Here is a 13,052-nt window from a genome sequence, read left to right as displayed (position 1 = left end):
CAAAGGGGTCCCGGTGCCCGTCTGCCTTTTGTGTATGCGTGGCAGGGCATGCGCCTCGAGAGGCGCGAAGGGTGAGCTATCGGCGGCTTGGCCGCGTCAGACTCATCAGGCAAGTGTCATATCGCGATCGCATTGGACCTCTTCGGTTCATCAGCGGATACCGGAACAACCAGACGGCCAGTACCAAGACGACACCGCCGGCGCCCCTTTTTACGGCGGGGATCAGATTTGCTGCGCCACGCTTTCCGTGGTCGGTTAGATAGTCAGTCCAGCGGTCAGTCCACCAGACGCTGCCCCCGTAAAAATGCTGCCGGGCATAGGCCAAGGCGTCCTTTGCTTCCGACAGCAACGGCCAGGGCGACTGCTGCTGGCCGTACGTTTCTAGATGGCTCAGTACGTGGCGTGCTCGTCTGAGATGCAAACGGCGCAACGAAGGTGGTACGTCAGCCGGCCAATTCTGCGTGGCACAGCGTTCCATCTCGAGTTCAACAAGGTTGATGTCCATCTTGCCCAGCACGAGCCCATAAACAGCGAGGAATGCGTCCGCATGTCCAGTGGCGCCATAGCCGGCCTCGTAGAGAACGGCATGGGTGAGCTCGTGGGCCACTGTCAGCTGGAACGGGTATGCTCCCCACTGGACGAACTCGCGTTCACAGGCTTGGCCGATGGTGATCCTGCGGGCCTGCATGTTGAAGGTTGCTTTCGCAGAAGCCAGGCCTGGCCGGTCGAACACGAGCGTGGGCAGTTTTTCAGCCGGGAAGCCGAGATGCGTGGCTAGTTGATCATACAACGCACGCATTTGCGGGCGATGAGTGCCTGCTGATGGTGCCGCGAGCGGCAATGGTGTGTTCATCCCTCTTCCTTGGGCTGCCACGGCTGGACGTGACAGACAGGTTAGCGGTGCCGAGCAACGCAAGCCAGCGCCAGGCGCGTCCTGCGCACGGCAGCATCCTGTTGAAGAGGGCACGCCGGTGATAAGCGCGTGGGAGGCGATAACCGTCGCCCAGCTGTAGGAAGTGCAGAAGAACCTGCAGGGCCAGATCGACACCCTGGAAGGCCGCGGCAGTGAGCCGGTGCGATGAACACCGCCGGCCTGAATACCTACAACCGCCGAGGAATCACCGCTCGCGCTGGAAGGTGAGGGCGGCGGCTTCGCCGACGTCAATCACTACAGCACCGCGCTGTGGGAGATCGTGGATATCCATGCCGAGATGACCGAGGCCTTTGAGCGCGAGCACCGTTTCGTGACCGTGCTTCAGTTGCTGCTCCGGGGCACGCCGTCCACACCGTCGGCCGGGGCCGGGGCCGGGCTGAGACTGGCCACCAGTGCCCAGACCTGCGCATCGGCGGGGTCGCCGTTGATGGCATGCGCTTTCAGGCAGCGCTGTAGTTCGCACAGGGTGGGCACGGTGTCCACGTCGCCCACCATCGAGGCCGCGCCCTGCATGCGGTGCGCCATGGCCAGCGCACCGCGCCAGTTCTGCACACGGATCGAAACCTCCAGCCCGGTCCGGTCGAGCTGCATCTGGTGATGGTAGATTTCCATCACGCTCACGCCTTGCTGTACGGGCACGACGGGCGCCTTCGCATCACGCACGGGTGCGCCGCTGGCGGCATCGAAGGCGACCCAGTCGATCGGCTTGCCCAGATAGACATCGACCCCGGCGCGGCGGTAGGCCGCGCGGTCCATCACGTCGGTGGCGGCGGAGACAGACAGCAGCCTTGCGGGCGGCCAATCGTGGCGGCGTTCGATCGCGCGGATCTCCTGGGCGATATCGCTGCCATCGGCGTCCATCAGGTCGCCATCCACGGTGATGATGCCGAACGGCCCCTCTTGATTCATGAGGCGGATCGCCGCGGCACCGGAGCTGGCGATGACCGTCTCGAACCCCAGCCCGCGCAGCCGGTGGACCATGATGTTGGCGATCGCGGGTTGATCCTCGATCACCAGTGCGCAGGCCACCTGGGGTGCAGAGGCCCGGAGAAGGGGCGAGGTCATCTCCGGCGCGGTATCGCCGAGTTGCCCGCGTAGCGTGGCCACGAAGGTCGCACCCGATCCTGGCCGGCTGGAGACGGTCACGTTCCCGCCGTGCGCGCGCGCGATACGTCGGCACAGGGAGAGTCCGATGCCGGCGCCGTGTTTGAGCTGGCCGGTGCGGGTGGCGCTGAAAGGCTCGAAGATGCGTGCCATGTCGTGGGCTGGAATCCCGGGGCCGACATCGGTCACGCGAAGCACGACCGTTCCGGTGTTACCGACGCCAGGCAAGAAGCAGAGCCCGATCGTCACCTCGCCGTGGTCACTGAACTTGATGGCGTTGGAGATCAGGTTGCTGGCGATATGGTGCAGGGCGCGCGCATCGCAACGCGCCTGCAGCGTAGCCTCACCGTCCATCTGCAGCACCAGGTGAAGCCCCTTGCAGCGGGCCAGCGGCCGCATCGCCGAGAGGCATTCGGCCACGATGCCGTGGGCGTTGTGCAGGAAAGCGGCATCGGCATGCTCGGGCGCATCACGGAACATGAACTCCAACGCGTTGGTCAGGGTGTGCTTCAGCGCATCGGCAGCCGACCGGGCCGATTGGAACAGCCGGTTGCGTTCGTCCGGGTCCGCCTCGGCCTCCAGCAGATCGATGGCTGAAATGACCGAGGCCGCGCCGTTGCGGACTTCATGATTGACCAGGGTCAGGATGCGCGCTGCACTGGCCTGGCGTGAGGCCAGTGAGCGCGCATTGCGCTGCGACTGGGCGACGGCCAGCAGGAACGCCAGCAGGAACAGGCCGAGTAGTGTGATAGGCACGCGGTAGTGGGACAGCACCGCCCGCAGTGTGGGTGGAGAGCGGTACAGCGTGTTCAACCAGCGCTCCAGGATGTCCTGGCGGGTATCCAACGGCAGCGACAGGAAGGTCTGGTGCGCCATGGCAATCTCGCCGGCGCGCTGCGGCAGCGAGGCCACCCGCATCTCCACCGGTGGGCCATCCGAAACCAGATGCACCTCGAGCCGCTCGCCGAAGCGCTTGCGCGCCAGCGGCGCCAGCACGGCATCCACACCGAGCGCGGCGTCGATGCCACCGCTGTCAACCGCCTCGAGCATCGCATCGACGCTGGGCAGCGGATACACGTCGATACCGGGGAAGTGCTCAGCCAGATAGCCGCGATACTCCCCATGGCCGATCACGCCCACGCGCATCCCGCTCATCGCCGACAGCGCGCGAAAGGCCGCTGTCGGGCGCGTCACCATGACCGTGGTGCCGCTGTAGAAGGACGGCGAGACCGCGGCGGTGTCGGGCAGCATCTTGGCGGTGGAGGGCAGGGAGAAGGCCATTCCGTCCACCTGCCCGTTGTGCAGCAGCAGGACTGCACGCTCGATGGAGGGCGCGGTGACCAGCTTCAGCGTGAGCCCGGACAGCGCCTCGACTGCCTCCAGATAGGCACCGGGCCCGCCTTGCGTGGCATCCCCGGCCAGGCCGTGCTGGCTGGCCATCTGCGGGCCGATGGCCAGGCTGAAGGGCGTGCGCTGTGCCGTCGGGGAGGACAGGACCAGCCAGAGCAGGCTGCCGGCGATAGCGAAGGTGGCCGTGAGCCATGCCACGCGCCACGGGCTCTGTCGCCGGCCGGTGGTGCGGAAAGGGGAGGAAGCACGCGGGTCCATGCACCAGTCATCCGACAAAAATATCCCCCACAGATACGCCGGCATCGCACGGCGGGGTATGCAACAAGTACGAAAGTTCCACCCAGCATGGCGTCTCCGCAGGCCGCGTCACAAAGCCATACCCGTCGCCTCCCGGCGTTCATATGAACCCGATTTTCATAGTGCTTGCATGGCGATGCGGTTCCCGATTCGTCATGGTGATCGAAGGACGGGGCTGGCGTCAGCGCCCAGAGGGAATGGACACTCCATGGCAACACGCATTGTGGTCATCAGTGACCACCCGCTCACAGTGTTTTCCCTTTGTTGCCTGCTCGGCAGCGTGCCGGGGTGCCGGGTGGTTGACGATGCCGGCAGCTGGTCGGCATTCCGCGAGCGGGCCGGGGAGGATGCGCCCGAGTTGGTGATCCTCGATCTGCCTGCCTGCATCCGTCAGGGTGCGGAGGCAGTGGAGATGATCGGTGCCGTGCGTGGGCAGACCAGCGCAGCGGTCATGGTGTTGACCGACAGCGCCCACGCCGACGGGTTGGCGAACCTGCTGGACGCCGGGGCATCGGCCATCGTGCAGCGCCGCGCGCCGCTGGCGGTTTATCTGGACGCAATGACATCCGTCATTGCCGGGCGCCGCTATGTGCATGACGGTTGGGCGGAACGCACCTTTGACCAGGACGCACCGCGGCAACCCCCTTTGTCGGCGTTGTCGCGATGCGAGCGGCAGGTATTGGCGCTGATCGCCAAGGGCAACTCGGTCAGCGAGATCGCCGGATGTCAGGCCAAAACCGTCAGCACGGTGAGTCGGCAGAAGCGCACGGGGATGCGTAAGTTAGGCGCTGCCAATGACAGAGAGCTTTTCGATTTACTGCGTGCGCATCCAACAGATCGCTGACTGAATGGAAACGGCGCCAGGCTGAACAATTGCAGTGACGCCGCTGTGTTTTGCAAGTTCTTGCATGTACCTGCCCGCAGGCCGCTGCCACTCTCGCCGCACTTCCGCTGACCTGGTCCCGCTTTGAGCGGGCAACACCCCGTGCCGATACGCATGAGCCCATCGCTTTCCCATCGCGCGCCGCATCGGCAGCGTCGGGGAGGCGCGCGTGTCAGCACATTGGCGGCGGCGCTGGCCGGCTGCTGGCATGGTCTGGCCATGGCCAGTGGCAATGGGGCACCGGTGGAGCTGGCATTCAATGCCGATTTCCTCATGGACGGCGCCAGCGATGCCGATCTGGAGCGCTTCCGCCACGGTAATCCGGTTGAAGCGGGCGAATACGATCTGGACGTCCACCTCAATGACAGCTTCCTGGGCCGTCACGGCATCACGTTCCATCCCGGCGCCGATCCTCTGCGTGCCGAGGCCTGCCTGCCGCGCACGCTGCTGGAAGACGGCGGCGTCAAAGCCGAGCACCTGCAGGAGGACGTGCGCGGTTGCGTGCCGCTGGTCGGCCGCGTTGAACACGCCCAGGCGCATTTCGATACCCACGCGCTGCGCTTGAACCTGAGCGTACCGCAGCAGGCGTTGGAGACCCAGGCGCGTGGCACGGTCAACCCGGGGCAGTGGGACCCTGGTGTCACCGTCGGCATGCTGGATTACGACTTCAACGCGCAGCGCAATGACAGCGGTGTGGCAGCGTACGCAGGCCTTTCCTTCGGCTTCAACCACGGGCCGTGGCGGCTGCGCCATCGGGGCACATGGCGGCGGCACGAGGGCGACAGCGGCTACCAGGCCGGGCATACGTATCTGCAGCGGGATGTGGTGCGCTGGCGCAGCCAGTTGCTGGTGGGGCAATCCATGACCACCGGCGAACTGTTCGACAGCATTGCCTTTACCGGGGCGCAGCTGTCCAGCGATGAGCAGATGCTGCCCGATGCCCTGCGCGGTTATGCGCCCCTGATCCGCGGCATGGCGCGCTCGGCGGCTACCGTCACCGTGCGCCAGAGTGGTTATGTGATCCATGAGATCCGGGTGGCAGCCGGGCCGTTCCTGATCGATGACCTGTACCCCTCCAATTACGGCGGCGATCTTGACGTGGTGGTCACCGAGGCCGATGGCAGCGAGCAGCGCTTCTCGGTGAACTTCGCCGCGGTGCCGCAGGCACTGCGGCAAGGTGCCTGGCGCTACAGCCTGGCGGGGGGGCGTCGACGCACCTCCGGTGAGCACGATGGGCTGTCCGACCCGGTGTTCTTCCAGGGCACCTGGGGCAGGGGCATGAACAACTGGCTCACCCTGCTCGCCGGTACGCAGGCCACGCAGGGCTACCACGCCGCATTGGCTGGCGCGGCAATCAACACGTCCATTGGCGCGTTCGGCGCAGACCTGACGCACTCGCAGGTAACGCTCAACGGCCATGGCGTGCGCCGGGGCAACAGCGTGCGCGTCAACTACCAGCGGCACATGGCCAGTACCGGCACCAACATCGGCTTGGCCACCTATCGCTACAGCAGTGGCGACTTCGTCACCCTGGAAGAGGCGATGCAGTGGCGCGCCAAGCCGGGCGACGCGTCCGGCCAGGCCATCCTGCAGCGCGCCAAGCGCCGCATCCAGCTGGATTTCTCGCAGCAACTGGGCACGCGCTCGTCTGCCTTCGTGCGTGCCAGCCATGTCAGCTACTGGGGCGCAGCCCAGGCACAGACCGACTACCAGATCGGCCTGCAGAGCCGTTGGCGGCGTGTCAGCTGGAGCCTGAGTGCGATGCGCGTGCGCTCGAGCACCGGCCGCCGTGATGACCAGTTCCAGGCACAGTTCGAGGTGCCGCTGGGGGGCGCCGAGCGCCCGGCCTCGGTCAGCCTGTCACTGGCGCAGCAGCAGGGAGGCACCAGCCAGTATGTCAATGTCAGTGGCCGGGCCCCCGGCTCGCTGCCGGTTGACTACGGCGCGGGCCTGTCGCGCTCGCCCGATGGCAGCAAGAGCGCCAATCTCAGCGCGCAGCTGCAGACACCGCTGGCGCGCGTCAGTGCCGGCTACATGTACAGCGAGCACGATCAGCGGATCACCGCCGGTGCATCCGGTGCGGTGGTATGGCATCCGGGCGGCCTCAATCTGGGGCCATCGCTGGGCAACACGTTCGGCATCGTCCGCGTGGACGGTGGCAAGGGGGCCCGCGTCGGCATCAACGGCGCCAGAGTGGGCCGCAACGGCTATGCCCTGTTGCCCGGCCTGAGCCCGTACCGCTGGAACGAGGTGACCATCGCCTCGGACGGCCTGTCACTGGACCTGACGCTGCTGCAGAACAGCCGCCGGGTGGCCCCCACGGCGGGAGCAGCGGTGGCGCTCTCGTTCGAAACGCAGCAGCGGCACGCCGCGTTCGCCTACGTGACCCACCCCGACGGCAGCGCGCTGACCCACTTCGGCAGCCAGGTATACGACAGCGAAGGCGCCGTGGTCGGCGTGGTGGGGCAGGGCGGCATTGTCCACCTCCATGCGCCGATCAACGGTTGGCTGACCGTGGGCACCGGCACCACGGTGCACTGTGCGATGCAGTTCAGCCAGGCGGAGGTGCGCAGGGAGCGCGGCCAGCGCTGGGCCGAATCGGTCTGCCAGGACAGCGCGACCACGGCCGGTGACGACCACCAGCCCCCTGCTGCACCAGCACCACCCGTAACACCCCTCATCGAGCAGGCCGCCTCCGCGGCTGATCTCACCTCTCCTCTTACTTCGATAGGTTCTCCATGACCACCACCTTCGCATGCGCGGCCCGGGCGGGTACCGCGCTCATCGCCCTGGCGCTCACCGCCTTTCCGGCGGCTGCACAGAGTCGCGCCACCGCCAACTTCGCATTGACTGGCCAGATCGAGGCCGGCACCTGCGCCATTGGCGCAGTCAACCGCACCATGCCCACCGCCTCGGCCAGCGACTTTCCCAATGTCGCGGCCACCGCCGGCGGTGCGACACCCAGCTTTGATACGTTCAATCTTGCGCTGACCGGCTGCAGCGGCGTGACCGGTGCCACGATCACCTTTGGTGCGGCCGCCGATGCAGCTGATGGCCAGGCCGACGCGTTCAAGAACAAGGCAGCGACCAACCCGGCGCCGTATACCGGCCTGCTGTTGAAGGAGACCAACTGCGCCACCGGCGCAACCGTCACGCCGGGCAAGACCTTGAACCGCACTTTCGCCACCGCCACCCACAACGTGCCGTTGTGCGCGCAGTACTACAAGCTCGCGGGCGGGCTGGTCACCAAGGGCGCGATCAGTACGGCCTTCACTCTCACCGTGACGTTCCTCTGAGCCATGGCAAGTCTGCATCCGTTACTGCTGCTCGGCCTGGTGCTGCCCGGAGCCGCGCTGGCCCAGGCGGGGGGCACCGCCAGCTTCGCCATGGGCGGGCAGATCGAGGCCGGTACGTGCGCGGTGGGCTCTGTGGCCAGGACGTTGCCTGAGGTGACGGCCAACGTCTTTCCGCAGAGCGCAGAGGGAACCGCTGGTGTCCCATCCAGCTACACGGCGTTCGCACTTTCTCTTACCCGCTGTGCGGGTGTGCTGGGCGCGGAATTCGTGATGGGCACCCCTGCCGATGGCGAGCCAACGCATAGCAATCTGTTCCGGAACAAGGCGGCGGATGCAGCGCCGTTTGCCGCCATCTGGCTGAAGGCGGGCACCTGCGCGTCCTCAAGCACGATCACGCCCGGCGCGCCGTTCTCCCGTGATTTCTCCGCGCCGGAGTACGAACTGCTGCTGTGTGCGCAGTATGCCAAGTACCGCGGCGGCCTGGTGACCCAGGGCGGCATCAGCACCGATTTCACCGTGACGATTACCTACCGATGAGGGTCATGATGCGCATAGTGTGCCTCCTGCCGTTGCTGATGCTGGTGAGCGTGCTGCCTGCGCGTGCGCAGAGCACCGGCACATCCAACGTCGCGCTTACGGGCCGGATCCAGCCGGGCACCTGCACGGTGGCGGCGGTCAATGAACGCTTTCCAACCGTCATGGCGAACACGTTCAACAACAATCCCGCAAGCGAGAACAGCAATTCCGCCAGCTGGCTACCGTTCAATCTCACATTGACCGGTTGTGCAGGAGTGACCGGCGCAACGCTGGTGTTCGGGACAGCCGCAGATGCAGAGCCATCCCGCGCGTCGATGTTCCGGAACAAGGCTACGGCGGATGCCGCACCGTACGCGGCTATCTGGCTGCGGCCCACCACCGATTGTGCCACTGGCGGAACCATCGCGCCCGCCAGTACGCGCAACGAAACCATCAGTGGGTCGACCCACGAGGTGCCGCTGTGCGCGTTGTACGTCAAGCTTGCCGGCGGCGTGGTCACGCGGGGTGCGATCACCACCCGCTTCACCGTCACGATCACCTACCAATGAGGGCGCGCATGACCCTCGCCAAGGCGCTGGTCACCGTGCTGCTCGCGGCGCCGCTGCCGGCGGCGGCACAGGAGATTTCGAGGGCGCGCATCGATCTCAACGGCACGCTCCTGGCCGGTACGTGCACCGCGACGGCCGTGTCGAAGAACATGCCCGCCGTGGGCGTGAATGCTTTCCCGCAGACCGCCGCCGGCAAGGGGGGGGCCGCGGCCAGCTATACCGATTTCACGATCAATCTGACGGCCTGCTCGTCCGTCACCGGCGCGACGTTCGTCTTCGGCACCGATGCGGACCGTCACGCCACCGAGCGCGACAGCTTCCGCAACAAAGGCGCTGGTGGATCGCCCTACATCGCCATCTGGTTGCGCGGCAGTTGCAGCGCGGGGCCGACCTATCAGCCTGCGCAAGCCGTCACGAAGACTTTCACCACAGCGACCTATTCGTTTCCGCTGTGCGCTCAGTACTACAAGTCCGCTGGCGGCCTGGTCACGCAGGGCCCGGCCAGCACCAGCTTCATCGTCACGATCACCTATCAATGAGACCGGGATGAACCTTCTCAACTGCCTTCCGCTACTGGCCCTGTGCGCCTGCCCGTTGGCTGCGGCGCAGAGCACCGTGCGCGTTGATCTCAATGGGAGCATCCAGGCGGGAACCTGCACAACGGCTGCGGTGACCAAGACAATGCCCGCCGTCAAGGCCAGTGCGTTCCCGCAGACCGCTGCCGGCAAAGCGGGGGTGGCGGCCAGCTACACCCCATTCGACGTCGCATTGACCGGGTGTTCCGGCGTGACCGGCGCGAACTTCGTGTTCGGCGCGGCTGCCGATGCCGAGCCCCAGCAGACCGACAGCTTCCGCAACAAGGCCACCAATGGTGCGCCCTTCACCGCCATCTGGGTGCGGGAGACGGCGGCGTGCAGCACCGGCGCCACCGTGCGCCCGGGAGCGACCCTGAGCAAGACCTTTGCCACGGCAACGTACACGCTTCCGATGTGCGCCCAGTACTACAAATTCGCCGGCGGCCTGGTCTCGATGGGACCGCTGACCACCACCTTCACCGTCACGGTGACGTACCGATGAGCACGCATCTGCTTTCCCTGCTAGCGCTGGTTGGGATGCTCGCCTGCGGCGCCGATGCAGCGGCCCAGAACAGTGCCCGCGTCGATCTCAACGGCAGCATCGATGCCGGCACCTGCTCGGTGGCTGCCGTGAGCAAGACCATCCCCGCGGTGGGTGCCAATGTCTTCCCCCAGGTGGCAGGCAACACCGGCTCGGCCCCGGCCAGCTACACGGATTTCGAGATCGCCTTGACCGGTTGCTCCGGCGTTACCGGAGCCACGTTCCAGATGGGGGCGGTGGCCGATGCCAGCACCCAGGCCAATGTGTTCCGGAACAAGGCCACCAATGGCGCGCCGTTCACCGGCTACTGGATCAAGGAGGGCACCGGCCGTTGTACGGCGGGCGCCACCGTCGCCCCGGGCGCATCCATCACCAAGAACTTCACGACTGCCACGTACCAGCTCTATCTGTGCGCCCAGTACGTGAAGATCGCCGGCGGCCTGGTGACGATGGGCCCGCTGTCCACCAATTTCACCGTCACCATCACTTACCGCTGAGGCCTTCCATCATGCGATTTCCTGCCTGCATTGCGATCATGGCGTCCGGGCTCCTGCTGGCTCCCGTGCACGCACAGAACGTCAGCCTGACCGGGACCGTTCGCCCGGGTACCTGCACGCTCAACAATCCCACCCACACCATGCCCGCGGTGAGTGCCGACAAGTTTCCGGCCACGGCCGGCGGTGGGGTGGCGGACAGCTACACGCCGTTCTCACTGGCGCTGACGGCCTGCAGCGGCGTCAAAGGTGCGCGGCTCACCTTCGGCGCCGCCGCCGATGCAGCACCTGCACCGAATGCCACGATCTTCCGCAACAAACTGACCACCAGCGCTGCCCCCAATACCGGCATCTGGCTGCAGCAGGGCGCGTGCTCGGCCACCGGTACCACCGTGGCGCCGGGCAGCACGCTCACCCGCACCTTCACCGGTACCCATACCGAAGCGTTGTGCGCGCAGTACACCAAGGTCGGCACGGGTGAGGTCACTGCGGGTGACATCAGCAGTACCTTCACCGTGACTGTCGATTACCAATGAGTCGCACGCGCGCCAGTGCAGCACCGCAGCGCGGCAGGGCGATCGCGCTGTGCATGATCCTCCTGCCGTGGCCGTGGAGTGCGTTGGCCGACGGTGTGGTCGATCTGGCCGGCAGCGTGCGTCCCGGCACGTGTGAGGTGCACACCGAGGACCAGGCCAAACGGGTGGACCTGCCCAGGGTGCAGTTGCACGTGATCGGGGCGGCTACCGGGGTGGTGGCCGCCACGGCACTGGACTGGGAGTTTCGCCTGGTCAATTGCCGCGGCGTGCGCCGGGTCGCGCTGGTGTTTGCCGGCCCCCCGCATGCCGCCGGTCAGCCGCAATACGCCAACCACGGTACTGCCACCGGCGTGAGTCTGCACCTGTTGGAGCAGGGCTCGGAGGCCGTGATGCCGGCCGCCGGTCACCACGCCAGCCTGGCGGTGGCCAGCGGCGCGGCGACATATCAGGGCCGCAGCTACTTCTATCGGCACAACGGCAGCCCCCTCCAGCACGGCAGCTTCAAAAGCGCCGCCACGGTCGTGGTGACCTACGACTGAAACCTACGCGCCGATCTGTCGCTTGAGCAGGCCGGACCACTGCATATCCCTCAAGCCCACTTCAAAGGAATTTCCCATGAAACGACCCATGACCGCCCTGCTGTTCGCCGCCCTGCTGCTGCCCGCGCTGGCCTCGGCCAACACCATCGATTTCGACGGCGAGCTGGTGGCCAGTACCTGCACCGTCACGGCGGCGGCGAAGGTGGACGTCAAGTTCGGCAAGCTGGATGTATCGGCGCTGTCGGCCGCCGGCAATGAGACCGGCCGCGCCTCGATGCCGATCACGCTCACCTGCCCGGGCGCAGCGCCCACCGGCACGGTGGCGGTGCGCTTTGAGAGCCCCACGCTTGGGGACAACGCCACCGGCAACCTGCGCCTGACTGCCGCCAGCACCGCCAAGAATGTGCAGATCGGTATCGACAACGCCGCCGGCACCCGCCAGATCATCAATGGCCTGCCGACCGCCGATTCGTTCGTGCCGATCACCACCGGTGCGGTGAAGCTGGACTACACCGCGGTCTACGTTGCCGTTGGCGGCGCGGCCGGTGCGGGCACCGCCAAATCCAATGCCACCTTCACGGTTGCCTATCCCTGATCCCACGCAGCCCGGGGCCGCAGCTGCGGCTCCGGCGAGGCGGGCGCCCGGCCAGGCCGGGCCTGACTGGAGTTTCCTCATGCATCGCTTTTCTTTCCGCCCGCTGTTGGCCGCTGCCTTGATGGCCGGCGCATCCATGGCCATCGTTCCCCACGCCCATGCCGGCGTGGTGATTGTCGGCACCCGCATCATCTTTGATGCCAACGATAAGGACCGCACCATCCAGCTCAACAACCAGGACGATGCGCCCGCCATGGTGCAGGCCTGGATCGATGCGGGTGACGCCGACGCCAAGGCCAGCGAGATCCGGGTACCGTTCGTGCTGACCCCGCCGCTGGCGCGCATAGAACCGCGGCAGGGCCAGTCGCTGCGGCTGCTGCATACGCCGCAGGCGATGCCGGAGCTGCCGACGGACCGTGAGTCGGTGTTCTATTTCAACGTGCTGGAGATTCCCCCGCGCCGCGAGGCCGCGCCGGATGAGAATCTGCTGCAGCTGGCCGTGCGCAGCCGCATCAAACTGTTCTATCGCCCCGTGGGCCTGGAGGGCAAGCCGCGCGAGGCGGCCGCCAACCTGCGGTGGAGCAGAGGGCGCGATGCCGATGGTGAGTACCTTGAGGCGCACAACCCCAGCCGCTATCACGTCTCGCTTGCGACGGCCTCGGTGGGCGGTGCCAGCGTGACCGAGCCGGGCATGATTGCGCCGGGCAGTTCGCTGCGCATGGCGCTGGACAAGGCGCCGGGCGCAGGGCAGGCCGTGCAGTTCGACTGGATCGACTATTTTGGTGGGCACCTGAGCGCGTCGGCGGCGCTGGCGCAGTGAGCA

14 protein-coding genes are annotated in these 13,052 nt (G+C 66.5%); 12 read left to right on the top strand and 2 right to left on the bottom strand.

The genetic code is table 11. From position 1 onward, the window contains the following. Positions 1-76: 76 nt before the first annotated feature. Both AC1DIQ_RS05685 and AC1DIQ_RS05680 read right to left on the bottom strand, forming a co-directional pair. A complete protein-coding gene (locus AC1DIQ_RS05685; RefSeq protein ID WP_461769888.1) occupies positions 77-853 on the bottom strand; it encodes a hypothetical protein in 777 nt (258 codons plus the stop codon). 402 nt (positions 854-1,255) lie between these two features. Further along, positions 1,256-3,646 carry an ATP-binding protein gene (locus AC1DIQ_RS05680; RefSeq protein ID WP_478049606.1) on the bottom strand — a complete coding sequence of 797 codons (2,391 nt, stop codon included), beginning with the start codon at positions 3,644-3,646 and terminating at the stop codon, positions 1,256-1,258. 247 nt (positions 3,647-3,893) lie between these two features. On the opposite strand from AC1DIQ_RS05680, the gene AC1DIQ_RS05675 reads away from it, so the two are divergent. The 12 genes from AC1DIQ_RS05675 to AC1DIQ_RS05620 all read left to right on the top strand — a co-directional run bounded on the left by AC1DIQ_RS05675 (position 3,894) and on the right by AC1DIQ_RS05620 (position 13,049). Further along, on the top strand, positions 3,894-4,529 hold the full coding sequence (locus AC1DIQ_RS05675; protein WP_478049605.1) for a LuxR C-terminal-related transcriptional regulator: 636 nt from the start codon (positions 3,894-3,896) through the stop codon (positions 4,527-4,529). Positions 4,530-4,682: 153 nt separating this feature from the next. Further along, positions 4,683-7,310: a fimbria/pilus outer membrane usher protein gene (locus AC1DIQ_RS05670; protein WP_478049604.1), complete on the top strand. Its 2,628-nt coding sequence runs from the start codon at positions 4,683-4,685 to the stop codon at positions 7,308-7,310. Then, positions 7,307-7,864, top strand: a complete 558-nt coding sequence (locus AC1DIQ_RS05665; protein ID WP_478049603.1) for a fimbrial protein — start codon at positions 7,307-7,309, stop codon at positions 7,862-7,864. The genes AC1DIQ_RS05670 and AC1DIQ_RS05665 overlap by 4 nt, the downstream gene beginning before the upstream one ends. Before the next feature lie 3 nt (positions 7,865-7,867). Further along, positions 7,868-8,401: a hypothetical protein gene (locus tag AC1DIQ_RS05660; RefSeq protein WP_478049602.1), complete on the top strand. Its 534-nt coding sequence runs from the start codon at positions 7,868-7,870 to the stop codon at positions 8,399-8,401. Positions 8,402-8,406: 5 nt separating this feature from the next. Next, positions 8,407-8,949, top strand: a complete 543-nt coding sequence (locus tag AC1DIQ_RS05655; RefSeq protein ID WP_478049601.1) for a fimbrial protein — start codon at positions 8,407-8,409, stop codon at positions 8,947-8,949. Between the two features lie 8 nt (positions 8,950-8,957). After that, entirely contained in the window at positions 8,958-9,488 is a 531-nt protein-coding gene (locus AC1DIQ_RS05650; protein WP_183073632.1) for a fimbrial protein, read from the top strand. A gap of 7 nt (positions 9,489-9,495) precedes the next feature. Then, positions 9,496-10,026: a hypothetical protein gene (locus tag AC1DIQ_RS05645; RefSeq protein WP_461769883.1), complete on the top strand. Its 531-nt coding sequence runs from the start codon at positions 9,496-9,498 to the stop codon at positions 10,024-10,026. Beyond that, positions 10,023-10,562, top strand: a complete 540-nt coding sequence (locus AC1DIQ_RS05640) for a fimbrial protein (RefSeq protein WP_478049600.1) — start codon at positions 10,023-10,025, stop codon at positions 10,560-10,562. Before AC1DIQ_RS05645 ends, AC1DIQ_RS05640 begins: the two co-directional genes overlap by 4 nt. Before the next feature lie 38 nt (positions 10,563-10,600). Next, entirely contained in the window at positions 10,601-11,095 is a 495-nt protein-coding gene (locus AC1DIQ_RS05635) for a fimbrial protein (RefSeq protein WP_478049599.1), read from the top strand. After that, entirely contained in the window at positions 11,092-11,634 is a 543-nt protein-coding gene (locus tag AC1DIQ_RS05630) for a fimbrial protein (protein ID WP_478049598.1), read from the top strand. The genes AC1DIQ_RS05635 and AC1DIQ_RS05630 overlap by 4 nt, the downstream gene beginning before the upstream one ends. A gap of 76 nt (positions 11,635-11,710) precedes the next feature. After that, positions 11,711-12,229, top strand: coding sequence for a fimbrial protein (locus tag AC1DIQ_RS05625; RefSeq protein WP_152154291.1), 519 nt, complete (start codon positions 11,711-11,713; stop codon positions 12,227-12,229). A 79-nt stretch (positions 12,230-12,308) separates the two neighbouring features. Beyond that, complete coding sequence (locus tag AC1DIQ_RS05620) at positions 12,309-13,049, top strand: fimbrial biogenesis chaperone (RefSeq protein ID WP_478049597.1); 741 nt, start codon at positions 12,309-12,311, stop codon at positions 13,047-13,049. The last annotated feature ends 3 nt before the right edge of the window (positions 13,050-13,052 follow it).

It is taken from the genome of Stenotrophomonas sp. 05L413, from assembly GCF_056397945.1.
This window is presented reverse-complemented; position numbering and strand designations above follow the sequence as displayed.